The following is a 23,113-nucleotide window of genomic DNA, read 5'->3' as shown; positions in this document are numbered from 1 at the left end:
GGTCCCCGAGGTCCCCGAGGTCCCCGAGGTCCCCGGAGCGGAACCGGCCGGCGCGGGGAAGGCCGCATCCACGCTCGCGCCGAAGGCCGCCACCGCCCGCACCACCGCCGCGCTCGGCACACCGGCGACCTCGGCGACCTGCGCCGGCGGCGCTGGACCGTTCAGCGCCTCGATGCGCACCCCGGCCACGGCACCAGCCCAGGCCGCGCCCCGCGGATCAGCGCAGGTGCAGCAGAGCGGGCCACGGTCACCCCGCAGACCGTGTCCTCGCCCGTCCTCGACGCGCGCACACGGGGGGAGGATGCTCGAACAGTGTTCGGAAGACCGAGCGACGACTGGGCCGCCAGGCGACGTTCGGACGCGCTCGAAGTGATCGTGCAGAACGCCTGGGAGCTCGCACGCCAGAACGGGCTCGCGGGCTTGACGCTTCGGGACCTGGCTCGCCGGCTCGGGATGGCCCCGGCGTCGCTGTACTCCTACATCGACTCCAAGCACGGCCTGTACGACGCGGTGTTCGCCCACGGCTACCGCGCTGCTCGCGCTGGACCCGCCCCGCGGGGGTGGTGACGTGCGGACGGTCCTGCGCAACATCGAGCACCTCTTCGTGCGCTCCTCGGTGCAGGACCCCGCGCGCTTCCAGCTGCTCTCGCAGCGCCCGATCCCCGGCTTCGAGCCGTCACCGCAGACCTACGCCCTGGCCCAGGAGGCCTACGAGGTCCTGCACGCACCGCTGCGGGCGGTCGCCGACGTCACCCAGGACGACCCGGACCTGCTCACGGCCCTCGTCAGCGGCCTCGTCAGCCGGCAGATCTCCAACGATTCCGGCGGCGATCGGTGGGTCCGCCTCATCGACGACGCCGTCGACGTCATCGCTGCCCGGATCGAGCAGCGCGAACCCCGTCCGCCCTCCGAGAGGGACGCGCCGACCGAGAGTCAGGCGAGCTCACGTCCATCACCCCGGCGACCATGCACCACCTCGCCCTCACCGTCCGCGACCTCGACGCCAGCGTCGAGTGGTACGGACGCGCGTTCGGGCTCACCCACCGGATGGACCTGCCGCACCCGGGCGGGTTCGCCCAGATGCTCAGCGACGACGCCTGGCAGCTCGTCATCGCCCTGCACCACCACGACTCCAGCAGCGGCGAGGCGTTCGTCGAGTCGCACACCGGCCTCGACCACGCCGGCCTGGCCGTGCCGAGCCGGGACGACCCGCTCGCCTGGCAGTCCCACCTGGAGACCCAGGGCGTCGTGCGCGCCGAGCGCGCCGACCGGCCCCTCACCCAGTCCCCGATCGCCGACGAGCCCTACGGGTCGGTGCTCGTGCTCCGCGACCCCGACAACATCCAGCTCGAGCTCTTCGCCCCGCCCGCGGCTGACGAGTGACGGGGGCGGACAGCCGTGCGCACCACACGTCCTGCGCCCGACGTCACCGCCTCGGCGACGTCGCACCGATCCCCGGTCTGAGGTTCCTCCCGGTCAACGCCTACCTCCTGCACGCCGAGCAGCCGATGCTCGTCGACACGGGACTGCCCACCTCGACGACCGGATCGACCCCCACCGCGTGTTCCTGCTCAACCCCGGGCAGAGCCTCGACCTGGGGGACCGGAAGATCAGCGCCTTCCGTCCCCCGGTGTACGACAGCCCCGCGACCACGGGCCTGTCCGACGGGTCGACCGGCACCTGCTTCACCTCGGACTGCTTCGGCGCACCGATGGCCAGCGCGGAGCTGACCGCCGTCGAGGACGTCCGCGAGGTCCCTCACGACGACCTCGTCGCCGGGCAGCGGCTCTGGGCGACCGTGGACAGCCCGTGGGTCTCCGGAGTGGACCGCAGGGCCTTCGCGACATCCCTGGAACCGCTGCGCCGACTCGACCCACCCGTCGTGCTCTGCACCCACCTCCCCGCCGCCCGCGGTGCCGCGGGTGCACTGCTGGACACCCCCCAGAGCGCCCCCGACGCCGGCCCCTTCGTCGGACCCGACCGGGCCGCGCTCGAAGCGCTGCTCGCCGAGATGGAACCCGCACAGCGCTGACCCCGCGAGGAGCGTCGCGCAGGCCCGCCCCGGAACAGGCCGGGACCGCACCGGGTCCGCGTGGACGCCCGGGCCGCTCGACGCCCGCGGGCGCCGAGCGGTCGGTAGCGTCAGCTGTCATGTCGCAGGACATCGGTGACAGTCCTGCATCAGGACACCGGTGACGCTCTCAGCCGTCGTGGTGGTGGCACTTCTCGGTCCGCTGGCCCCACCCTGCAGCACTCCGCTGGCCACCGCGGAGCGCGGACCTCCCCCCTGCGCAGGCGACGCGCACGGATGAGGGCGTGGCCGGCCAGCGGACACGACCAGGTGAGCAGCACCACCGGAGCCGTCAGTGGCTCACCCGCACCGCCTCGACTTCACGGTCACGGACGTCGCGGTCATGCCGAATGGCGCGCGATGGCGAGGCCGGTCGCTGCGGTCTGATGATTTTGTCCAGGTGACCATCGGCCTGCTTCTCTGCTTCAGGACGCATCAGTCGTGATGGAGGTGCCGCATGGCGATGACGGCAGCAGGCCGGCGAGGACTGGCCTGGTGCAAGGAGTGGAACCGACAGCACCCCTGGGACCACAACGCCCACCACCACGCCTGGATCGAACGCCAGCTCCCCAGCCGCTTCGGCACCGCCCTGGACGTCGGCTGCGGCAGCGGCGACCTGGCCCGCCGGCTGTCCCGACGCGCCAGCCACGTCACCGGCCTCGACACCGACCCCGCCAGCATCGGCACCGCCCAGCACCTCTCCACCCACGAGAGCAACCTCGATTTCCGCTGCGAGGACCTCATCACCGCCGACCTGCTCGGCGGCTACGACGTCATCACCGCCCTGGCGGTGCTGCACCACGTCCCCTTCGAGCCGGCCCTGCGCCGACTGCGCGACCTGCTGAGTCCCGGAGGCAGGTTGCTGGTCCTCGGCGTCTACCGTGAGCGGACAGCCTCCGACCACCTGCTCAGCGCCATGGCCGTTCCCGCCAACCTCGTCATGGGCATGGTGAAGACCCGGCAGCGAGGATCAGCCCAGCGCCCCGTGGCGATGTCAGCACCGACTGCACCCGCCACGATGACCTTGCGTGAAATCCGCGACGTCGCCCGTCGGCGGACTCCGGGTGCCGTGGTGCGGCGGCACCTGTTCTGGCGCTACTCCCTGCGCTACACCGCCCCCGCCTGATGCGGCCCAGTGATCACATCAACATGCGGGACTTCACGGTCCTCCCGCGTTGTGCGCGCTGTCATGGGTGGTCGTCACCTGTTCAGCACTGCGACTGTCACCGAAGTCCTGGCACATCGACTGTCACCGGTGTCCTGATGCGGAACCGTCACGGATGTCCTGAGACACCACAGTCGGTGGCGTCAGCTCGTACCCTGCACACGTGGCCGTGGTGATCGAGGTGGTGACCGACATCGCCGCCGAACCCCGCGTGGTCTTCGACCTCGAGCTGGACGTGGACGTGCACACCGCCTCCCTGGCCGGCAGCGGTGAACGCGCCACCACCGGCAGCGCCCGGCGCCGCCTGCAGCTCGGTGACGAGGTGACCTTCCACGCCCGCCACTTCGGCCTGCCCTGGCGGATGAGCAGCCGCGTCACCGTGCACGAGCGACCGCACCGCTTCGTCGACGAGCAGACCCGCGGCCCGTTCCGCAGCATGCGCCACGAGCACCTCTTCGAGGCCCTCGCCGGCGAGGTGGGTCCCGGCGGCACGGCGGGAACCCGGATGGTCGACCGCATGAGCATCACCGCACCCGCCGGTCCGGTGGGTGCCGTGGTCGCGCGCCTCGTGCTGGCGCCCTACCTGCGCCACCTGCTGCGCCGGCGCGCGACGCACGTCAAGGACGCCGCCGAGTCCACCGACGTCCCGGACGTCAGTTGATGATCTCCGCCCGCTCGTCGGCGCGCAGCGCCGACAGGCGTTCCCTCCACCGGCGCAGCGCCTCGGGCGTCAGCCGCGTCCAATCGCCGACCTCGCCCACGACCCTGAGCGGGGCTGCGCTGCGGTAGGAGCGGGTGGGGTTCCCGGGGAACTTCTTGTCGGTGACGTTCGGGTCGTCCTCGAAGTCCCCGGTCGGCTCGACGACGTACACGCGCGGGGCACCCTCGCCGGCGGCGAGTTCGGCGGCCAGTCCCGCACCGTCGCGCAGGGCGGTGAAGTAGACGTGGTTCATCACCACCTCGGGGCGGTAGTTGGACCGGAAGCCCGCGGTGAGCAGGTCGCCCACGCGCAGGTCGGCTCTCGTGCCGTGGAAGAACGGGCCCTCGTCCGTCGCTCGGCTCACCGCAGCAGCGTAGGCGGGCGGCGCCGACCCGCGTTCGGCACCCCGGGCGGACCGGGCGGCCGCGTATCAGGCAGCGGCGCCGCAGCCTCCTCCTCGACGGGTGCCGCGGCGGCCCGAGCTCGGCACGGTGCCGGAGCGGGCCGTCCGCACCGCACCCACCGGGCCGCTGCTCCCGCGCGGCCCGGCGCAGCGATCGCAGAGCGGAGCAGCGGAGGAGGTGAAAGCACATGTCGGGCATGAAGGTGGAGGACCTGTCCGGGTTCGGTCCCGAACTCGATGAGGACGAGCTCCTCGTCGTGACAGGAGGAGCCGGCCAGGTCGGCAGCGCCCTGTACGCCAAGGGCACGGGCGGTCCGTGCGGCGGCTGTCACTGACGGGTCATCGGCACGGCCCCGGGCGGCCCGCGAGCCGGGCCGCCCGGGGAGGCGGCGACGATCCGCGTCGCCGCCGCGACGAGGAGGGAGCAGGTCCGGTGTCGGGTCAGGTGCTGGTGCTCGCGCGCGCGGGCGACGAGGCGGCCGAGCACGTGGCGGGGCTGCTCACCCGCCGCGGAGCCGATCCCGTCCTGCTGGACCCGGCCCGCAGGGGCCGCACCCCCGCCGACCGTGCGCGCCGCTGCACCGGCACGGCGCTGAGCGCGCGCTTCGACGCCGCCGGGGCGCTGCGGCGGCGGCTCGTCCTCGACGGCCGCGTCGTGGACCTGGACGCGCTGCGGGCGCTGTGGATCACCAGGCTCCCCCTGCCCGCCCCCCCGGGGCGCGCGATCGTGCAGGGGGGTTCCGCCGCCGTCACCGCCCTGTACCGCGCGCAGGAGGAGGCGGCCTTCTGCGCCGACCTCTGGGACGGCCTGGACGCCCCGGTCGTCCCGGGCCCTCCCAGCGCCCTGGCCCGCGCGGCGGGGCGCACCGTCCAGCTGCGCGAGGCGGTCCGGGTCGGCTTCGAGGTCCCCGACACGCTCCTCACCAACGACCCCGACGCCGTCCTGGACCTCTACTGCGCGCACGAGGGCGACCTGGTCACCAAGGCCCCGGAGCAGCTCGGCGCCCGCGTGGACGGCGCGGGCTTCTGGCGCCCCACCCGGGCGCTGTCGACGCGGGACGTCCGCAGCGCGCCGGACCTGCTGCAGTGCCCGCTCATCGTCCAGCGCCGCCTGGAGAAGGCGCTGGAGCTGCGCGTGACGGTCGTGGGGGAACGGGCCTTCGCCGTGGCCGTCCACTCGCAGCGCAGCAACCACGCCCGGCTGGACTCGCGGTTCTCCGACCCCGCCCGGACGCCCCACCGCCCGCACGAGCTGCCCGAGGGCACCGCCGCGCGCTGCGTCGCTCTGACCCGGCGGTTGGGGCTGTCCTACGCGGCGCTGGACCTGGTGCTCACCCCCGAGGGTCGCTGCGTCTTCCTGGAGCTGAACCCGGACGGGCAGTACCGGTGGCTGGAGCGGGTGACGGGACTGCCGATCAGCGAGGCGCTGTGCGAGCTGCTGCTGCGGGGCGCGGTGACGGCCGGTGCCGCGGTGACGGCCGGTGCCGCGGCACCGGCCGGGCGCGGGGCGCGGGCGTGACGCCGCCGGCGCTCCTGGTCGATGCCCTGGACTACCTGCGGGGCCTGGCCGAGGACGGTGCCGCGCCCCGCAGCGCCCTGCGCGGGCTGGAGGACCTCCGCGCGAGGCACCCCGGCTGGCGGCTGCGCCTGCTGTGGCAGCGGGAGGAGTACGACGGCTCCCTGGAGTACGACCTGCTGCTCAGCCGCGACGACCGCGGCGACGGCGACGGCGACGGCGACGGCGATGGCGACGGCGACGGCGACGGCGACGGCGACGGCGACGGCGACGGCGATGGCGACGGTGATGGCGACGGCAGCACGATCTCCCTCTCGCGCAGCACGCCCGGGGGCCTGCCGTGGAGCCTGCGCGGGGGGCAGCGCAGCGGGGAGCGGGTGCTCCTGACCGTCGGAGCCACCGCCGTGGAGGTGGGGCAGGCCATCGCCTACCTGGACGCCGTGTGGGGTCACGCCGACCTCGCGGACCGGCTGATCACCGCGTGCCTGGTGCGTGAGGAACTGGCCGGGCGACCGGTGCACGTGGAGGAGGCGGAGCTGCAGGCCGCCGGCGACGCCTTCCGCCGCGCCCGCGGCCTGTTCAGCGCCGCCGCGACGCAGCGGTGGATGCGCGAGCGCGGGCTGACGGTGGAGGGCCTGCAGGAGCTGGTGGCCGGGGAGCTCGCGGTGCAGCGGTTCCGGCAGCGGCTGGCCGCAGCGTCCCCGCCCCCCGGACCGCAGGACCTCGCCCGCCTCGGCACGGCGACGATCAGCGGCTCGAGGTTCTTCGAGGCCGCCGGTGCCGGGCGGTTCTGCGCGCGGGTGCGCGCGGGCGCCGGGTTCCACGAGGAGACCGAGCGTGCGCTCGCCGAGGGCGCGCTGGACCCCCGGGGCAGCGGTTTCGCCGTCGTCACGGGAGCGGACCTGCCCACCGCCGTCACCGACGAGCTGTTCGCGGCCGGACCCGGTTCCCTGATCGGGCCCTTCCCGGTGGACGGGCGCCACCTGGTGGTGCGGGTCCTGCAGGTGCGCGCCGCCGACCCCGCCGAGGCGCAGGTCCGCTGGCAGCGGGAGGTGTTCGAGCGGTGGGTGGGGCAGCGGCGGGCGCAGGCCCGGATCGAGTGGCACTGGGGCGACAGGGAGCGCACGGACCTGGTGACCCGCGCTGCGCGGCAGGGACCGGTGGCGCGGTGAGCGGGGCGCGCCCGCTCCCCCGGCGGCTGTTCCGCGAGGAGGCCCTGCGCGCTCGCGCCGAGGGCCCTCGCAGCGCAGGACCCCCGCGCGAGCTGCCCGCCGGGCTGCTGGGGACGCTGTGGCTGCTCGTCGTGCTCCTGGCCGCGGCTCTGCTGGCCGTCGCGCTGCTCGTGCGGGCGCTGCTGGCGACCCCCGGAGCCGGTGCGTGAGCCCGCTCGGGCGGTCTCGACGGCACCGCCGGATCCCGCTGGTGCTCCAGTCGTGCGTGGCCGACTGCGGAGCGGCCTGCCTGACCATGGTGCTGCGCCAGCGCGGCGTGCCCGCGGCGCTGAGCGAGGTGCGCCGCGATCTCGGCTCCTCCCGCGACGGGCTCAGCGCCCTGGACCTCGTGCGCGCCGCTCGGCGGCGCGGCCTGAGCGCCCGCGCCTTCAGCGTGCCCCCGCAGGCCCTAGCGAGGGCGCCCGGCGCGATCGTGCACTGGGAGTTCAACCACTTCCTCGTCCTGGAGCGGTGGAGCCCCTCGCGGGTCCTCGTGCTGGACCCGGCGGCCGGTCGCCGCCGCATGTCCGCGGTGGAGTTCGCCGCGGGCTTCACCGGCGTCGTCGTGGTCGCGGGGGACGCGACCTCACCGGGCGGCGGGGAGCGCGTGGAACGGCGCCCCTGGCGCGCCCAGCTCGCCCGGGCCGTCCTGCTGCGCCACCGCGGGTTGTGGTCGCAGGTGCTCGCGACCTCCGCGCTGCTGCAGCTGCTGGGCCTGGCGGTGCCGGTGGTCATGCGCCTCGTGGTCGACCACGGCCCCGGCGCGGGAGGTGACCTCCTGACCCTGCTCGCGCTGGGCCTCGCCGCGGCCGTCCTGGCCCGCACCGCCCTGGACCTGCTGCGCGCCGCGCTGCTGTCGGCGCTGCGCGCCCGGGCCGACGCCGAGCTGAGCACCACGGTGGTGCAGCGGCTGCTCGCGCTGCCCTTCGCCTTCTTCGCCCAGCGCGGATCGGCGGACCTCGTCCTGCGGGTCGGCAGCGTCTCCACGGTCCGGGAGACGATCGCCGGCAGCGTGCTGCCCGCGCTGCTGGACGGGCCGCTCGCCGTGGGCTACCTGGTGCTCCTGACCACCCAGGACCGGGTGCTCGGCGCCGCCCTGACCGCCGTGGTGCTGCTGCAGGTGTGGCTGCTGCTGGCGACCAGGCGCCGGATCTCCGCCCTCGCCCAGCAGGAGCTGGTGGCCGCCTCCGCCGCGCAGGGGTTCCTCGCGGAGGGCGTGCGCGGCATCGAGACCCTCAAGGCGGCCGGCGCCGAGGAGCGCGCGGTGCAGCAGTGGCGGCGCCGGTTCACCGCGCAGCTCACCGCGACCTCCCGCACCCAGCTCACGGCCGGGGCCGTGGACGCCGCCTCCGGCGGGCTGCAGCTGCTGGCGCCGCTCGCGCTGCTCCTGCTGGGGGCGTGGCGGGTGCGCGGCGGTGACCTGAGCCTGGGGGAGGCGCTGGGCGCGGTGGCGCTGGGCACGCTGGCGCTGACGCCCGTGACCTCCCTGGCGGCGAGCCTGCAGCTCGTGCAGGTGGCCGGCGCCCACCTGGAGCGGCTGGCCGACCTCTTCGAGGCGGAGCCGGAGCGCAGCGGCTCACCGGGCACCGCGCCCGCCGCGCCCACGGCGCCCGGCGGGCCCGCAGCGCCCGGCGGGGCGCTGGAGGTCCGCGAGCTGGGCTTCCGCCACCACCCCGGGGCCGGGTGGACGCTGCGGGACGTCTCCTTCACCGCCCACCCCGGGCAGAAGATCGCCCTGGTGGGGCGCTCGGGCTGCGGGAAGACGACCCTGGCCCGCCTCCTGCTGGCCCTGTACCCGCCGACCGAGGGGGAGGTCCTCCACGACGGCGTCGCGACCGGGCGCTGGGACCTGACGGAGCTGCGCCGGCGGTTCGGCGCGGTGGTGCAGGAACCGGTGCTGTTCACCGGCACCGTCCGGGAGAACATCGCCCTGGGCGATCCGACGGCTCCCCTGGCGCGGGTCGTCGACGCGGCCCGCTGCGCCTGCCTGCACGAGGAGGTCGAAGCGCTCCCCATGGGTTACGAGACGGTGCTCACCGAGGGCGGCGGGCTCTCCGGCGGGCAGCGCCAGCGCGTCGCCCTGGCGCGCGCGCTGCTCACCCGCCCCCGGGTGCTCGTGCTCGACGAGGCCACCAGCCACCTCGACGCGGCGACGGAAGCCGCGATCGAGGCGAACCTGGCCCGCCTGCCGCAGACCCGCATCGTCATCGCCCACCGCTTGAGCACCGTGCGGGACGCGGACCTGATCCTCGTCCTGGACCGCGGCCGGGTCGTGGAGCGCGGCACGCACGCGGACCTGCTGAGACTGGGCGGGGAGTACGCCGGGCTCGCCGCGCTCCAGGGGACCGCGCCGGCCTGAGCGGCCGGCGCGCACCGAGTGCGCCCGAGCACCGCGCTGGACACCATCGACGCGTGAGCGGACCCCTGCACGAGCGCGTCGTCATCGTCTGCACGAGCGCGTCGTCATCGTCACCGGCGCCAGCCGGCGCACCGCCATCGGCGCCGCCGCCGCCCGCGAGGCCTTCGGCCACGTCGACGCCCTGGTGGCCAACCACGCGCGCAGCAGCACGCAGGACCTCGAAGGACCGACCGCCGCCGAGCTGCACCTCAGCTGGGCGCTGAACACCCGCGCCACCCCGCTGCTCGTGCAGGCCTTCGCCGCCCAGCACGAGGACACCCGCCGCGGCGGGCGGGTGCTGCTGCTCACCTCCGGGCAGCACCACGGCGCCACGCCCGCCGAACTGCCCCGCACCGCCTCCGAGGCGGCGCTGCACGAACCCACCCGCAGCCTCGCCGTGCACCTGGCGCCCCGCGGCGCCACGGTGGACTGCATCGACCCCGGTCCCCACGACACCGCCCGCCTGATCGCCTGGCGGCTCAGCGACGAGGCGGACTGGGTCACGGGACGGACCACCGCCTCCGACGGCGGCTGGTCCTCCCGCTGAGCACCAGCACCGCGCTCTCCCGGCGGCGCTGGTCACGCGCAGCTCGCCCCCTGCGCCGCGCGGTGGTGCGCCGCCCGGGTCGCCGGGTCGAGGAGACGTCCCAGCACCAGCACGAGCAGGCCCGCCAGCACCACGCTGAGCAGGGCGACCCGGAGGCTGGTGGCGTCGGCGACGAGACCGACGAGGGCGGGAGAGACGAGGAAGCCGACGCGCAGCAGCCAGCTGACGACGGTCAGGCCCGCTCCGGCCGGCAGTCCGGGCAGTTCGTCCGCCGTGTGCATCACGGCCGGGACGAGCGTGGCCACGCCCAGGCCGGCCAGCGCGAACCCGGCCAGGGTGCTGGGGACGGAGGGCCAGGCCAGGGCCGCACCCATCCCGACGGCGGTGAGCGCACCACCGGCCAGCGCGACCCGGCGCCGGCCGAAGCGGTCCACGACGCGGTCCCCGGTGAGCCGCCCGACGGTCTGGGCCGCCTGCAGGGCCACGAAGGCCAGCCCACCCGCAGCGGCGCCGGCGCCCAGGTCCCCCCGCAGGTACAACGCGCCCCAGGACGACCCGGCGTCCTCCACGAAGGCCCCGCCGGCGGCCAGCGCGCCGAGCACGGCGAGCAGCACGGCGGTGCGCGCACCGGCGCGTCCCCGACGCCCGCCCGGGCGGCCCGGGGCCGGGCCGTCGTCGGCGCCTCCCCCGTCCTCGACGTCAGCTCCCGCCCGCTCCAGCTGCTGCTGCCCGACGCGCTCGGCGTCCTCGGGGCCGGGCAGCAGGAACCGGTGCGCGACGAGCGCGACGAGGCTGAAGACCGCTGCCGAGACGCCCAGGTGGACCCCCAGGGGCAGGCCCGCTCCGGCGGCGGCGGAACCGAGCAGGCCACCCACGACGGCGCCGACGCTCCAGAGGCCGTGGAAGGCGTTGACGATCGAACGTCCGTACAGGCGCTGCACGCGGAAGCCGTGCGCGTTCTGCGCGACGTCGACGACGGCGTCCAGGGCGCCCACCAGCAGCATCACGGCGGCGAAGAGGGTCCAGGTGCTCGCCAGCGGGACGGCGGCCACCGCGACGGCGGCCACCACCAGTCCCAGGGCGGCGACCTTGGCCGACCCCAGGCGCTGGAGGAACACCGGCGCGAGCAACCCGGCCAGGAGCGCCCCCAGGGGCATCGCAGCGATGCCGGTGCCCAGCGCGGCGTTGGACAGCTCCAAGCGGTCCTTCACCTCCGGCAGGCGCGGCACCAGGTTGGCGTAGAGGACGGCGTTGGTGAAGAACAGCGCGGAGACACCCGCACGGGCGCGGGAAGCCCGCACGGGGACCGGGGACGTGGCGAGGGCCATCGGTGGTGCGGCTCCTGAGGACGGGGTCACGACCGGGCGGTCGGTGACGGCCGGTGGTCGGTGACGGCTGGTGGTCGGTCACGGCGGGACGTGGCGCTGGACGAGGCGCTGGACGAGGTGCGGGCAGCGGTTCGCCGCGGCCCGCGGGCGAGCCGGCTCGCCGCGTCGTTGCGCTGGTACCCCAGGCGCTGGACGGCCTCGAGCACGCGCCGGCGGGTGCTGTCGCGCACCGCTGCGGCATCGTTGACCACCCGCGAGACGGTCTGTTGCGAGACCCCGGCCGCACGGGCGACATCGCGCATGGTCACGGGTGCGGCCGGGGCGGGGACGGGCTCGAGCACGGGCTCGTACCTCCTGCCGTGGTGGTGGGGTGGTGGGGTGCCGAGCGGGCCGGCCACCTGCGGGGGCGCTCGCCCCAGCACGAGGTGGGCCACGGCCGGACGCCGCGCCGCCACCCCTCTTCGATCACATTACATGACCATTCGATCGCCTGTCAGGTACTCTTCGGTCATGCACGCTGCACTCCGCCACAAGGAGATCCTCGAAGCGCTCCAGCGGTCCGGGCGCGTGGAGGTCCCCGAGCTCGCCGAGCGGCTGGACACCTCCGCCATCACCGTCCGCCGCGACCTGGACCACCTCGCTTCCGTCGGGGCGCTGCGCAGGGTGCGCGGCGGGGCCGTGACGACCGCTCTGCGGGGGGAGGGTCTGCCCTTCGACGTGCGCGCCGCCGACGACGCGGCCTCGAAGGCGCGCATGGCGGCGACCGCCGCCCAGCTCATCGCCGACGGGGAGGCGGTGGTCGTCGATTCCGGCACCACCGGAGCCGCGGCCGCGGCCGCGCTGGCGTCCCGACGCATCCGCGCGATGCCCTTGTCGGTGCAGGCGATCGACGCCCTGGCCGGCAGCCCCAGCGTCGAGCTCATCCTGCCCGGCGGATCGGTCCGCAAGCCCGAGGGGACCCTCGTCGGTTCCGTGACGGAACGCTCGATCGCCTCGCTGCGCTTCGACACCGCGGTCATGACGTGCTGCGCGGCCTCGGCCGAGACCGGCGTGATGGCCTACGACCTCGGCGACGCCGCCGTGAAGCAGGCGCTGCGGGCCGCCTCCGCGCGCACGATCCTCCTCGCCGAGGGCGCCAAGTTCACCCGGAGCGCCCTGGCCGTCGTCTGCCCCCTGGAGGAGGTCGACGTCCTGGTCACCGACAGCTCGGCACCGACAGCGGTCCTGGAGCGCCTCAGGGCCGCCGGTGTCCACGTCGAGGTCTGCTGAACCCGGACCCACCGCCGCGGACGCGGCTGGACGCGCCCACCCTCCAGGAGGGAGGGCGCGGTGGAGGTGCTGACCCGCTACCAGGCCGCCGAGCTCGGCGCGCGCGGCATCCGCGTCAACGCGCTGGTGCCCGGGGCGATCGCCACCGACATCGGCGGTGGTGCGGTGCGCGACGACGCCGACGTCGACCGCGCGGGGACGGGTCGGCGAAGCGGACGACACCGGGGCGGCCGTGCCGGCGCTGCTGGGCGACGCGCTGCGCAGGGCGCGGTACGCAGCCGTCACACGGCCGTAACGCACCGCGTCACCGCGGTGCCTAGCGTGCCGCCGAGGAGCGCGGCCGCCCGGTCCGCGCCGACGCGATCGGACGTCTGGAGCCAGTCATGAGCGGCAGTGCAGCACGCCTGCAAGCGATCGACGCCGTCATCGCCTACGAGGCGCCCAACCCGACCTTCGCGCCCGCCGAGGCGCCCGGCGAGGTCTTCGGGCGCAACGTCTTCACCAAGGCCGTCATGCAGAAGCGCCTGCCCAAGGCCGTCTTCCGGTCGGTGGTGGCCACCATCGAGCAGCAGGTGCCGCTGGACCCGGCCATCGCCGACGCCGTCGCGTCGGCGATGAAGGACTGGGCGCTGGAGAAGGGCGCCACGCACTACGCGCACGTCTTCTACCCGTTGACGCACTCCACCGCCGAGAAGCACGACAGCTTCTTCGAGCCCGACGGCGAGGGCAGCTCGATCGCCGAGTTCGCGGGCAGGACCCTGGTGCAGGGCGAGCCGGACGCCTCCAGCTTCCCCAACGGCGGGCTGCGCTCGACGTTCGAGGCGCGCGGCTACACCGGCTGGGACGTGACCAGCCCGGCGTACGTGCTGGAGAACACCAACGGCACCACGCTGTGCATCCCCACGGTCTTCGTCTCCATGACCGGCGAGGCGCTGGACCACAAGACCCCGCTGCTGCGCTCGCAGCAGGCGCTGGCCACCCAGGCCGCGCGCGTGCTGAAGCTGTTCGGCCACGACGACCCGGGCACGATCGTCTCCTACGCCGGCCCGGAGCAGGAGTACTTCCTCATCGACCGGCACTTCTTCCTCTCGCGCCCGGACCTGCTCAACGCCGGGCGCACGCTGTTCGGCGCCAGGCCCCCCAAGGGCCAGGAGTTCGACGACCACTACTTCGGCGCCATCCCCGACCGGGTGCTGGCGTTCATGCTGCACGCCGAGCGGGAGCTGTTCAAGGTCGGCATCCCCGCCAAGACCCGCCACAACGAGGTCGCTCCCGGGCAGTTCGAGATCGCCCCGATGTTCGAGCGCTCCAACCTCGCCGCCGACCACCAGCAGCTGCTCATGGTGACGATGAAGCGGGTCGCGCGCGAGCACGGCATGGAGCTGCTCTTCCACGAGAAGCCGTTCGAGGGCGTCAACGGCTCCGGCAAGCACGTCAACTTCTCCTTCGGCTCCTCCACGGTGGGCAACCTGCTGCTGCCCGGGGACACCCCGCACGCCAACGCGCAGTTCCTCGTCTTCTGCGCCGCGATCATCCGGGCGGTGCACAAGTACGGCGGGCTGCTGCGCGCCTCGGTCGCCTCGGCCACCAACGACCACCGCCTGGGCGCCAACGAGGCCCCGCCGGCGATCATCTCCATCTTCCTCGGCGACCAGCTCGCCGACGTCTTCGAGCAGGTCGCCAAGGGGGGCGCCACCTCCTCCAAGGAGAAGGGCACCATGACGATCGGCGTGGACACCCTGCCGGTCCTGCCCACCGACCCCGGGGACCGCAACCGCACCAGCCCCTTCGCCTTCACCGGCAACCGCTTCGAGTTCCGCGCGCCCGGGTCGATGCAGTCGATCGCCTCGCCGGTGTACACCATCAACACGATCGTCACCGAGGCGCTGGACTTCATCGCCACCGAGCTCGAGGAGCGCGTCGCCGGTGGTGAGGAGTTCCACCACGCGGTGCAGAAGGTCCTGGAGCAGATCATCACCGACCACGGCGCGGCGGTCTTCAACGGTGACGGGTACTCCGAGCAGTGGCAGATCGAGGCCGAGGCGCGGGGGCTGAAGAACCTGCGCACGACGATGGACGCCCTCCCGGAGCTCATCACCGACGAGGCGATCGAGCTGTTCGGCAGGTACGGGGTGTTCTCCGAGCGGGAGATGCACTCGCGCTACGAGATCGCCGTGGAGCAGTACGAGCTGAGCATCGCGGTGGAGGCCAAGCTGACGGTGGAGATCGCCGGGACCAGCGTGCTGCCCGCCGCGATCCGCTACCAGACCCAGCTCGCCCAGAACGTCGCCGCCCTCACGGCCGCCGGCGTGGAGGCGGACACCTCCCTGCTGCGGGCGGTGTCGACCCCGATCGCGGCGCTGCACGCGGCGCTGACGGCGCTGAGGGCGGTGACCTTCGAGGAGGGCCACGGCGCCGGCGTCGACGCGGCGCTGCACGCCCGGGACGTGCTGCTGCCGGCGATGGCCGCGGTGCGCGAGGCCGCCGACGAGCTGGAGACCCTCGTCGCCGACGACCTGTGGCCGCTGGCCACCTACCAGGAGATGCTCTTCATCCGCTGAGCGGCGACCTCAGAAGACGCTGGCGGGGTCGTAGTACTCGTCGATGTTCTCGCAGCCGATGCCGACGGCCTCGGTGAACGACTCCTCGGGGTAGTCGCTGGGCCTGGTGCGCCCGGTGGCCACGTCGATGGAGATCTTCAGCGCCTCCTCGGCGGCCAGCGAGGGGGAGTTGAGCCCGGTGGAGATGTAGCGCCCCTCGCACCCGTCCCGGTCGATCAGGGCCAGGGCCTCCTTCTGCCCGTCGGCGGAGGCGGCGACGTAGACGTCCCGGTACTGCTCGTTCCCGTTGACGACGTTGTAGGCGCCCAGGGCCATCGAGTCGTTCAGGCCGAGGATGAGGTCGATGTCGGGGTTGCCGGCCAGCATGTTCTCCGCGGCCACCTGCCCCCTGTCCTGGGCGTAGTCGCCCGTCTGCTCGGCGCGGATGTCGAAGGTCAGCCCGCCCTCGGTCAGCCCGTCCAGGAACCCCTGGCGGCGGTTGGGGCCGACGAACTCGTCGGTGGCCGGACCGGTGAGGATGACCATCGAGATGCTCGGCTTGCCCATGTCGAGGAAGCGTCGAGCGGTGAGCTTGCCGGACTCGCGCCCGATGGTGAGGTTGTCGGACTGCACGCTGGTCATCCCGGTGCCCGGGACGCTGGTGTCGATGTAGGTGACGGGGATCTTGGAGGCGATCTGCGTCATCATCTCCTTCTGGCCCTTGACGCTGGTGGCGTTGACGACCAGCACGTCGGCGCCCTGGGCCATCATCGCCTGCATCTGGTTCATCTGGATGACCGGGTCCTTGTTGGCGGCCTGGAAGAGCAGCTCGAAGCCCTGCTCGCGGGCGATCTCCTCGGCCTGCACCTGCATGGCGGCGAAGTAGGGGGCCTGCAGCTGCTGCTGGGCGAAGCCCACGACGACCTGGTCGACGCTGTTCTTGACGCCGTTGGCGGGCCCGTCGATCGGCGCCTGGGAGGGGTAGATCTGCCCGCAGGCGCCCAGGGTGAGCGCAGCGGCGGAGGCGGTCGCGGCCCGCAGCAGCCGGGCCCGGGGGCGGGACATCACCGGGTGGCCGGTGCGCTCGGGGCCGCCGGGCTCGCCGGGGTGCTGGTCCTGGCGCGCCGGCGGGTGAACTGCACGGTGGCCAGGGTGACGGCGACCAGGATGAGCGCGCCGCGGAAGGCGTCCTGCAGGAAGGTGGAGACGTTCAGCAGGGACAGCAGGTTGGCGATGACGGCGAAGATGACGGTGCCGACGACGGCTCCGAACACCTTGCCGTACCCGCCGGCCAGGCGGGCGCCGCCGATGACGACCGCCGCGATCGCCTCCAGCTCGAGCAGGTTGCCGGCCGTGGAGGTGCCGCTGGCGAAGCGGGCCAGGAACATCCAGCCGCCCAGGCCCACCAGCAGCCCGGCCAGGACGTAGACCGACCACAGGGTCGCCTTGACGGGGATGCCGGAGGCGCGGGCGGCCTCCTTGTTGGAGCCGATGGCGTACACCCGGCGCCCCCACACGGTCCGGTAGAGCAGGAAGGCGATCAGGACCACCATGGCCAGCCAGATGATGGCCAGCACCGGCACGCCCACGAACGTCGCCTGGCCCAGCGAGGCGAAGGAGGCCGCCGCCTCCGGGTTGATGGGGATGCCGTTGCCGTAGGCGTACACCAGGCCGCGGGCCAGCGCCAGCATGCCCAGGGTGACGATGAACGGCTCCAGGCCGCGGAAGGCCACCAGCCAGCCGTTGACCACGCCCACGGCGCCGCCGATCGCCAGCGCGACCAGCAGCGCCAGCAGCACCGACGGGCCGCCGAAGAGGCCGGCGGAGACGACGGCGGCCAGGCCCAGGGCCGAGCCGACGCTGATGTCGATGCCGCCGGTGAGCACCACGATCAGCTCCGCGAGCACGACGACGCCGATGATGGACATCTGCAGCAGCAGGTTGGTGAGGTTGGTCGCGCCCCAGAACACCGAGCCGCGCGTGATCGTGGCGACCAGCAGCAGGGCCACGAGGATGTACAGGGCGTACTGCCCCTTCACCCAGCTGCCGATGGCCCGTCCCCGTGAGTCGTCCTGCTCGTGGTGGTGCACGGCCGGTTGATCGGTGGTCGCAGTCATCGACGAGCTCCTCTGCTTGACGCGTGCGAGTCTGCTGGGCGGTGCGGCGCGGACCGCTCAGTCCTGGTGGGACAGCGCGGTGCGGATCAGGTCGTCGGTGCTGGCGTGCTCGGGGTCGAACTCCTGCACGATGCGCCCGTTGCGCATCACGAGGATGCGGTGGCACAGCGAGAGCAGCTCCTCGGCCTCGCTGGAGACCACCAGGACCGCCTTGCCGCGGGCGGCGAGGCCGTGGATGATCTCGTAGATGTTGGCCCGGGCGCCGACGTCGATGCCCTTGGTGGGTTCGTCCAGCACGACGAAGTCGGGGTCGGTCTCCAGCCACTTGGCGACGACGACCTTCTGCTGGTTGCCGCCGCTGAGCGAGCGGGTGTAGGTCTTCGTGCCCCCCTTGACCTGGAAGTCGTCGATCAGCTCGCGCACGCGCGACCTCTCCCGGCCGGCGTCGACGACGCCCGCCCTGGCCATCCGCGGCAGCACCACCAGGCTCATGTTCTGGCCGTTGTCGAAGTCCTTGACGAAACCCTCCAGCCTGCGGTCCTCGGTCAGGTAGGCGATCTGCCGCGAGAGCGCGGCCCGGGGGGAGTCCAGGTGCACCTGCTCACCGCGCACGGAGATGGTGCCGCCGGCGGCCTTGCGCTGACCGGTGATCGAGCGGGCGACCGAGGAGCGCCCGCTGCCGACGAGCCCGTACAGCCCGACGATCTCGCCGGCGTGGACGTCGAAGCTGACGCCGTGGGCGGCGCCGCCGTGCAGGTCGCGCACCGAGACCACCGGGACCGTGCCCTCCACCTGAGCCGGCGCCGGCCGGGCCAGCGCCTTCAGGGCCTGCCCGATCATCAGGGCGGTGACCTCGTCGGGGTCGGACTCGGCCGCGCGCAGCACCCGCACGAGCTTGCCGTTGCGCAGGACGGCGATGCGGTCGGCCATCGCGAACACCTCGTTGAGCCGGTGCGAGACGAAGATGATGCAGGTGCCCGCCTGCTTCTCGCGGCGCACCAGGTCGAGGATGTCCTTGAAGTGCTCCTCGCTCGTCGACGCCGTGGTCTCGTCCAGGATCATGATCTTGTGCTGGGTGACGGCGGCACGGCTCAGCGAGAGCATCTGCCGCTGGCCGGGACCGAGGTCGCCGGCGGACTGGCCCGGGCGCAGGTGGCCCAGCCCCACCTCCTGCAGCACCTGGCGCGTGCGCGCGCTGTTGGTGTCGGTCTTGCGCGCCCACGGGCGGATGTCCTTGCCCTGGCGCAGCTTGTAGAGCCAGACGTTCTCGCCGACGGTGAAGTCGTCGATGATGAGGGGTTCCTGGTGCATCATCAGCACCCCGGCCTGCTCGGCCTCGGCGGCGTTGCGCACCGGGTGCGGGTAGCCGGTCACCTCGATCTCACCGTCGGTGGGGGTCTCCACCCCGGCCAGCAGCTTGGCGAAGGTGGACTTGCCCGCCCCGTTGGCCCCGCAGACCGCGAGGACCTCACCGGCGAAGCCCTCCAGGTCCAGTCCGTCCAGGGCCTTCACGCCCGGGTAGTGCTTCTTGACGCCGCGCGCCCGGAAGGCCCTCTCGCCGTGCGCCGGCCCGGTGGCGTCGCGGTCGGTCTGCTGCGCTGTCGTCACGTCGGTGCCGCCCGTCGTCGTCGCGGTGCTGCGGGGACGGGCAGGGCCTCCACCCCCTGGGCAGGGCCCGCGGCGCTCGTCCTCGCCGGTGGTCGTACCGGAACGCTCCGGTGCGCGGGTACGTGCCGCACCCCTCCCTGGCGGACCCGCACTGGTTCGCGTGAGTCAGCATCCACCCGGACGGCTGAAGAATCCAGCGACTCGCAGCACTCCGTGGCCGCGTGTCCGCCGGGGGGCGCCGGGGGTCCTCGCGCAGCGGCACCACCCCCCCGGGGCACCGCCCGGAACTCACGGCGCCAGCGCCGCCGGCGGGTGCACCCGGGTGGCCAGGACCGCGATGTCGTCGGTGCCGGCCGGCTGCAGGCGCGCGATCAGCTCCTCGCACACCAGTTCCAGGGGCAGGTGCTGCAGCCCCTCACCCGCGCGCACCAGGCGCTGCAGCCCGTGCGTGAGGGACTCCCCCGCGCGCTCGACCAGCCCGTCGCTGTAGAGCACCAGGCTCGCCCCCACCGGCACCTCGGCGTAGGTGTCCGCCCGCGGCAGGTCCGCCACCCCCAGGGGCAGGTCCGCCTCGGCGTGCAGCAGCCGGGCGGGCGCGCCGGGCACCAGCAGCAGCGGCGGCAGGTGCCCGGCGCAGGAGAACTCCAGCCCCCAGCCCTCCTGCTCCGGCTGCAGGTGCGCGTACACCAGCGTGGCCACGTCGTCCGGGGCGAAGCGCTGCAGGACCCGGTCCAGGTGGGTCAGCACCTGCGAGGGCAGGTGCACCCGCTGCCCGGCGATCGCGCGCAGCTTGTGCCGGATCGCCGACATGCGGGTGGCCGCGTGCAGGTCGTGCCCGGCGACGTCGCCCAGGACCAGCGCGATGCCGTCGTCGACCAGGGTGAAGGCGTCGTACCAGTCCCCACCGACCTGCGAGAGGTCGTCGGCCGGTCGGTACAGCCCGTGCAGGTGCACGTCACCGATGCGCGCGGGCAGCTGCGGCAGCAGGGCGCGCTGCATCTGCTCGGCGCGGTGCTGCTCGCGCTGCAGCAGCCGGGCGGCGTCCACCGTGGCCGCGGCGCGGTCGGCCAGGTCGGCCACCAGGGCGAGGTCGTCGTCGTCGAAGGGCCAGGCGGCGTCGGTGCGCACCAGGGTGATCGCGCCCAGGGTGTGCCCGCGCACCCGCAGCGGCGCCACCACCGCCTGGCTGGCCCCCAGGCGGCGCATGAGCGCCACGCGCCGGTCCCAGCACTCGTCGTCCTCCTGCGCGGAGGTGCTCACCTCGCGCACGTGCTGCAGCGGCGCGCCGCGCAGCACCTGCGCCAGCGGGCTGCTCATCCGCGCGCTCAGCGCCGGCAGCGGCCCCAGCCCGGCGCGCAGCACCTCCTGCACGTCGGCGTCGCGGTGCACCAGCGCCACCCGCCGCGCCCGCACCCCGTCGTGCTCGAGCAGGTCCACCGCCACCCAGTGCGCCAGCTGCGGCACCACCCGCCGCGCGATCGTCCCCAGCGCGCCGTCCAGGTCCCCGGGGGCCTGCACCAGCACCTGCGAGACGTCGGCGAGCAGCTGCAGGCGCGCGCCAGCGGCCTCGGCCAGCGCCAGGCGCCGCTGCAGGTCCGCGACCTGCTCTCCACGCACGTCCTCGGCGCCGGCACCCCGAGCGCGACGCTGCTCGCGGCGGGCCGGTGCGGGCGCCGGTGCCGGCCCGCGTGCTGCGCCCGGACCGGGGGGCGTGCTGTCGTCGTCCATCCGGAGCTCCATCGGTCACGAGCCCGGTCCGCTTGAGCGCTGGTGCAGGAACGGCTCGAGCTGCTCCCGCCGGGCGCTGCCGGGTCCCGCGTCGAGCACCGCCGATCCGGTCCCGGTCGAGCGTCGGCCGTGCGCCGGTCCCTCAGCCGACCACGGGGGCGGAGGACGGCGCGGGGGACGGGTCCCGGGCGGTGCCGGTGCCGCGCAGGATCGAGGACATCTTCTTGCCCCGGGCCAGCTCGTCGACCAGCTTGTCCATCCAGCGGATCCGCTGCATCAGCGGGTCCTCGATCTCCTCCACCCGGTGACCGCAGATCACCCCGGTGATCTGCGCGGCGCGCGGGTTCACCTGCGGCGCCTGCGCGAAGAAGGTCTCCAGGTCCACGCCGTCGGCGAGGGCCCGGCGCAGACCCGCCTCGTCGTACCCGGTGAGCCAGCGGATGACGCGGTCCACCTCCTCCCGGCTGCGGCCCTTGCGCTCGGCCTTGAGCACGTACAGCGGGTGGATGTCGGCGAAGCTGGTGCCGAAGATGCGGTGTCGCGCCACGGTGCGCCTCCTGGGACGGCGTTGCGATCGCTCCCAGCATCGACGCGGGGCGCGGGGCGGTCAACGCGTGCGCGGCAAGGGGCGCGCGGGGCGTCCGGGACGTCCGGGGCGTCAGCCGTGCGGGACGTCCGGGGCGTCAGCCGTGCGGGAACAGGCGCCGAGGCACGCCCACGGCGTCGAAGAGGTGGTCGCGGGAGTCCTCCAGCGCCTGGCGCAGCCGCACCGGGTCCGCCTGGAGCAGGCGCCCGCGCCACTTGCGCACCGTGCCCGCGACGATGACCGTCTCGACGTTGGTGCGGTCCATGAGCGTGACCACCGCCCCGGGCACGTTGTTGAGCGGGGCCACGTTCAGCGCGGTGGCGTCCAGGACGACGATGTCGGCCTGCTTGCCGGGGCTGAGCGTGCCGGTCCTGGACCCCAGGCCCAGGTGCGCGGCGCCGTTCGCCGTGGCGAAGCGCAGCACGTCGCGCACGGTGAGCAGGTGCGGGGAACCCTCGGCCGGGACCGGGTAGGGGTTCGCCGAGCCCGGTTCCTCCTGCGCCAGGACCTGCTCGTTGACGAGCATGCGCTGCAACGTGAACGCCGAGCGCATCAGCGTGAAGGGGTCCGCCGACATCGTCGTCTCCACGTCCGAGCTGAGCGAGGGTTCCATCCCGAGCTGCTGCACCTTCAGGATCGGCGGGGTCCCGTGCCGCATGCTCATCTCGATCGGGAAGGCCAGCGAGACCTGCGCGCCGGCGTCGTGGAAGCGCTGCCAGGTCAGGTCCGACATGCCGGTCATGTGGATGAAGAGGTTGTCCGGCCCCACCCGCACCCCGCCGGCACCCCGGGCGATGGCGTCGTGGACCGCGCGCTGGCCGAAGGCGCCGACCGAGTGCGCGCTGATGCGCAGCCCCAGTTCGCGGGCGGTGGCCCACGAGCGGGTGTACACCTGCCGTCCCAGGTGCAGCTCACCACCCATGACCATGGTCACCAGCTGGTCCTCGGAGGAGAACCACTGGTCGCGGAGGCGGCGCGCGTCCTCGGGGTAGCGGGCCCCGGGACGGCCGTCGCCCTCGAAGAACCCGAAGGCGGCGCGCCGGCCGGTGTCGAACAGCGCCTGGACCGCCGCATCGCTGTGCTCCGGGGAGTGGTGGATCTGCGAGATGTCGTGCACGGTGGTGACCCCGGCGTCCAGCTGCGACAGGCCCGCGAACAGCTCGTTGACGTAGACGTCCTCGGGCCGGTACGCCGGGGCGAAGCGGCCCAGGACCTCCTCGGCGTAGTTCGGGTCCGCGCTGGGCGAGCCCGAGCCGTCGTCGATGAGCAGCCCGTCGGCCAGCTGCGCCCGCAGGGCCGTCTCGAACTGGTGGTGGTGGGTGTCGACGAAACCGGGCACGACGATGCGCCCGCGCACGTCGATCACCGCGGCGCCGGGGGCGGAGACGTCCGGGCGGACCTCCAGGATCCGCGTGCCCTCGACCAGGACGTCGGCCCGTTCGAAGTCACCGACCGCGGGGTCATGGACATCACCGCCCCGCCGCGCAGGACGTAGCGGCGCCCCGGGTCCCCGGTGCCCCGCGGCGGGCGTCCACCGCCGTGCGCGGCGGCCGGCTCGGCCGGCAGCAGGGTCGCGCCCCCGGCGGCGGCGAGCGCGGTGGAGGTGCCCAGGAACTCGCGGCGCCGGAGCCGGCGCCGGGGTTGCGCGGGTGCGGCGCCGCTGTGGTCGGGGCGGTTCCGGTCGTCGTCGCGGGTGCGGTGCACGGTGATCTCCCCGGGTGGTGTGATCGCGTCGTGTGGGGCGAGCGCCCGCTCGGCCCCGGGCGTGCGCCCGGGCGGCGGGGGGACCGGGCCGCGTGCTCGTGGTCGCGGCGCTGGTGGCCGCCGCCCCCGGCCACGTGAGCACCGTGCGGGCGGCCTTCCTCGACCTGCTGCACGAGGAGGAGCTGGAGCCGCTGAGCCGCGCGCTCGAGCGCGTCCGCGACG

General features: G+C 74.2%; 21 protein-coding genes and 3 pseudogenes. 14 read left to right on the top strand and 10 right to left on the bottom strand.

What is annotated here, in order from left to right:
- Window positions 1–189: pseudogene (locus GTR00_RS22770) on the bottom strand (hypothetical protein); the annotation flags it as partial.
- 72 nt (window positions 190–261) lie between these two features.
- Here GTR00_RS22770 and GTR00_RS24705 point away from each other — a divergent pair.
- From GTR00_RS24705 to GTR00_RS01725, 5 genes are all read left to right on the top strand, one after another.
- Window positions 262–567 carry a TetR/AcrR family transcriptional regulator gene (locus tag GTR00_RS24705; RefSeq protein WP_166609933.1) on the top strand — a complete coding sequence of 102 codons (306 nt, stop codon included), beginning with the start codon at window positions 262–264 and terminating at the stop codon, window positions 565–567.
- A 399-nt stretch (window positions 568–966) separates the two neighbouring features.
- Window positions 967–1,383, top strand: a complete 417-nt coding sequence (locus GTR00_RS01740; protein WP_166609932.1) for a VOC family protein — start codon at window positions 967–969, stop codon at window positions 1,381–1,383.
- Window positions 1,384–1,561: 178 nt separating this feature from the next.
- A complete protein-coding gene (locus GTR00_RS01735) occupies window positions 1,562–2,032 on the top strand; it encodes a hypothetical protein (protein WP_205704827.1) in 471 nt (156 codons plus the stop codon).
- A 502-nt stretch (window positions 2,033–2,534) separates the two neighbouring features.
- Window positions 2,535–3,197: a class I SAM-dependent methyltransferase gene (locus GTR00_RS01730; RefSeq protein ID WP_166609931.1), complete on the top strand. Its 663-nt coding sequence runs from the start codon at window positions 2,535–2,537 to the stop codon at window positions 3,195–3,197.
- A 202-nt stretch (window positions 3,198–3,399) separates the two neighbouring features.
- A complete protein-coding gene (locus tag GTR00_RS01725; protein ID WP_205704826.1) occupies window positions 3,400–3,897 on the top strand; it encodes an SRPBCC family protein in 498 nt (165 codons plus the stop codon).
- Here the strand turns inward: GTR00_RS01725 and arr are convergent.
- Window positions 3,890–4,300 carry an NAD(+)--rifampin ADP-ribosyltransferase gene (gene arr / locus GTR00_RS01720; RefSeq protein ID WP_166609930.1) on the bottom strand — a complete coding sequence of 137 codons (411 nt, stop codon included), beginning with the start codon at window positions 4,298–4,300 and terminating at the stop codon, window positions 3,890–3,892. The genes GTR00_RS01725 and arr overlap by 8 nt on opposite strands.
- Window positions 4,301–4,527: 227 nt before the next feature.
- Here arr and GTR00_RS01715 point away from each other — a divergent pair, with 227 nt between their 5' ends.
- The 6 genes from GTR00_RS01715 (at window position 4,528) to GTR00_RS01690 (ending at window position 10,011) form a co-directional block, all read left to right on the top strand.
- Window positions 4,528–4,674: a hypothetical protein gene (locus GTR00_RS01715; protein WP_166609929.1), complete on the top strand. Its 147-nt coding sequence runs from the start codon at window positions 4,528–4,530 to the stop codon at window positions 4,672–4,674.
- Between the two features lie 98 nt (window positions 4,675–4,772).
- Window positions 4,773–5,858, top strand: coding sequence for an ATP-dependent carboxylate-amine ligase (locus GTR00_RS01710; protein ID WP_166609928.1), 1,086 nt, complete (start codon window positions 4,773–4,775; stop codon window positions 5,856–5,858).
- On the top strand, window positions 5,855–7,027 hold the full coding sequence (locus GTR00_RS01705; RefSeq protein WP_205704825.1) for a TIGR04500 family putative peptide maturation system protein: 1,173 nt from the start codon (window positions 5,855–5,857) through the stop codon (window positions 7,025–7,027). Before GTR00_RS01710 ends, GTR00_RS01705 begins: the two co-directional genes overlap by 4 nt.
- Window positions 7,024–7,236: a hypothetical protein gene (locus GTR00_RS01700; protein ID WP_166609927.1), complete on the top strand. Its 213-nt coding sequence runs from the start codon at window positions 7,024–7,026 to the stop codon at window positions 7,234–7,236. The genes GTR00_RS01705 and GTR00_RS01700 overlap by 4 nt, the downstream gene beginning before the upstream one ends.
- Window positions 7,233–9,425, top strand: coding sequence for a peptidase domain-containing ABC transporter (locus GTR00_RS01695; protein WP_205704824.1), 2,193 nt, complete (start codon window positions 7,233–7,235; stop codon window positions 9,423–9,425). Before GTR00_RS01700 ends, GTR00_RS01695 begins: the two co-directional genes overlap by 4 nt.
- 88 nt (window positions 9,426–9,513) lie before the next feature.
- On the top strand, window positions 9,514–10,011 hold the full coding sequence (locus GTR00_RS01690) for an SDR family oxidoreductase (RefSeq protein WP_166609936.1): 498 nt from the start codon (window positions 9,514–9,516) through the stop codon (window positions 10,009–10,011).
- A 32-nt stretch (window positions 10,012–10,043) separates the two neighbouring features.
- Here GTR00_RS01690 and GTR00_RS01685 read toward each other — a convergent pair whose 3' ends face one another.
- Together GTR00_RS01685 and GTR00_RS26155 are read right to left on the bottom strand one after the other, a co-directional pair.
- Window positions 10,044–11,339 (bottom strand): MFS transporter, encoded by a 1,296-nt coding sequence (locus GTR00_RS01685; protein ID WP_166609926.1) that lies wholly within the window; start codon window positions 11,337–11,339, stop codon window positions 10,044–10,046.
- Window positions 11,340–11,365: 26 nt separating this feature from the next.
- Window positions 11,366–11,680, bottom strand: coding sequence for a LacI family DNA-binding transcriptional regulator (locus GTR00_RS26155; RefSeq protein WP_407659572.1), 315 nt, complete (start codon window positions 11,678–11,680; stop codon window positions 11,366–11,368).
- Between the two features lie 169 nt (window positions 11,681–11,849).
- On the opposite strand from GTR00_RS26155, the gene GTR00_RS01675 reads away from it, so the two are divergent.
- The 3 genes and pseudogenes from GTR00_RS01675 (at window position 11,850) to GTR00_RS01665 (ending at window position 15,169) form a co-directional block, all read left to right on the top strand.
- Window positions 11,850–12,608 (top strand): DeoR/GlpR family DNA-binding transcription regulator, encoded by a 759-nt coding sequence (locus tag GTR00_RS01675; protein ID WP_166609925.1) that lies wholly within the window; start codon window positions 11,850–11,852, stop codon window positions 12,606–12,608.
- Between the two features lie 51 nt (window positions 12,609–12,659).
- Window positions 12,660–12,903, top strand: a pseudogene (locus tag GTR00_RS01670) (SDR family oxidoreductase); the annotation flags it as partial.
- Window positions 12,904–12,991: 88 nt separating this feature from the next.
- The gene (locus GTR00_RS01665; RefSeq protein WP_166609924.1) at window positions 12,992–15,169 is read left to right on the top strand and encodes a glutamine synthetase III family protein; all 2,178 of its coding nucleotides are present in this window, start codon (window positions 12,992–12,994) and stop codon (window positions 15,167–15,169) included.
- A gap of 9 nt (window positions 15,170–15,178) precedes the next feature.
- Here the strand turns inward: GTR00_RS01665 and GTR00_RS01660 are convergent, their stop codons facing one another.
- The 6 genes and pseudogenes from GTR00_RS01660 to GTR00_RS01635 form a co-directional block, all read right to left on the bottom strand.
- On the bottom strand, window positions 15,179–16,213 hold the full coding sequence (locus GTR00_RS01660) for a substrate-binding domain-containing protein (RefSeq protein ID WP_166609934.1): 1,035 nt from the start codon (window positions 16,211–16,213) through the stop codon (window positions 15,179–15,181).
- Complete coding sequence (locus tag GTR00_RS01655; RefSeq protein ID WP_166609923.1) at window positions 16,213–17,265, bottom strand: ABC transporter permease; 1,053 nt, start codon at window positions 17,263–17,265, stop codon at window positions 16,213–16,215. Before GTR00_RS01655 ends, GTR00_RS01660 begins: the two co-directional genes overlap by 1 nt.
- 57 nt (window positions 17,266–17,322) lie before the next feature.
- Entirely contained in the window at window positions 17,323–18,873 is a 1,551-nt protein-coding gene (locus tag GTR00_RS01650; RefSeq protein WP_166609922.1) for a sugar ABC transporter ATP-binding protein, read from the bottom strand.
- Window positions 18,874–19,161: 288 nt separating this feature from the next.
- Window positions 19,162–20,601 carry a PP2C family protein-serine/threonine phosphatase gene (locus GTR00_RS01645; protein ID WP_166609921.1) on the bottom strand — a complete coding sequence of 480 codons (1,440 nt, stop codon included), beginning with the start codon at window positions 20,599–20,601 and terminating at the stop codon, window positions 19,162–19,164.
- 142 nt (window positions 20,602–20,743) lie between these two features.
- Window positions 20,744–21,148 carry a DUF2200 domain-containing protein gene (locus GTR00_RS01640; RefSeq protein ID WP_166609920.1) on the bottom strand — a complete coding sequence of 135 codons (405 nt, stop codon included), beginning with the start codon at window positions 21,146–21,148 and terminating at the stop codon, window positions 20,744–20,746.
- A 136-nt stretch (window positions 21,149–21,284) separates the two neighbouring features.
- Window positions 21,285–22,798: pseudogene (locus GTR00_RS01635) on the bottom strand (amidohydrolase family protein).
- Window positions 22,799–23,113: the final 315 nt, after the last annotated feature.

It is taken from the genome of Kineococcus indalonis (assembly GCF_009906395.1).
Classification (GTDB): Bacteria; Actinomycetota; Actinomycetes; order Actinomycetales; family Kineococcaceae; genus Kineococcus; species Kineococcus indalonis.
The sequence above is the reverse complement of the archived record's forward strand: the minus strand, read 5'-3'. Positions and strand labels throughout refer to the sequence as shown.

What these genes read in the sequence shown, in the direction of transcription:
- GTR00_RS01740 (WP_166609932.1), top strand. Translation starts at nt 967, where the DNA reads ATGCACCACCTCGCCCTCACCGTCCGCGACCTCGACGCCAGCGTCGAG.
- GTR00_RS01730 (WP_166609931.1), top strand. Translation starts at nt 2,535, where the DNA reads ATGACGGCAGCAGGCCGGCGAGGACTGGCCTGGTGCAAGGAGTGGAAC.
- GTR00_RS01715 (WP_166609929.1), top strand. Translation starts at nt 4,528, where the DNA reads ATGTCGGGCATGAAGGTGGAGGACCTGTCCGGGTTCGGTCCCGAACTC.
- GTR00_RS01685 (WP_166609926.1), bottom strand. Translation starts at nt 11,339, where the DNA reads ATGGCCCTCGCCACGTCCCCGGTCCCCGTGCGGGCTTCCCGCGCCCGT.
- GTR00_RS01675 (WP_166609925.1), top strand. Translation starts at nt 11,850, where the DNA reads ATGCACGCTGCACTCCGCCACAAGGAGATCCTCGAAGCGCTCCAGCGG.
- GTR00_RS01665 (WP_166609924.1), top strand. Translation starts at nt 12,992, where the DNA reads ATGAGCGGCAGTGCAGCACGCCTGCAAGCGATCGACGCCGTCATCGCC.
- GTR00_RS01660 (WP_166609934.1), bottom strand. Translation starts at nt 16,213, where the DNA reads ATGTCCCGCCCCCGGGCCCGGCTGCTGCGGGCCGCGACCGCCTCCGCC.
- GTR00_RS01655 (WP_166609923.1), bottom strand. Translation starts at nt 17,265, where the DNA reads ATGACTGCGACCACCGATCAACCGGCCGTGCACCACCACGAGCAGGAC.
- GTR00_RS01645 (WP_166609921.1), bottom strand. Translation starts at nt 20,601, where the DNA reads ATGGACGACGACAGCACGCCCCCCGGTCCGGGCGCAGCACGCGGGCCG.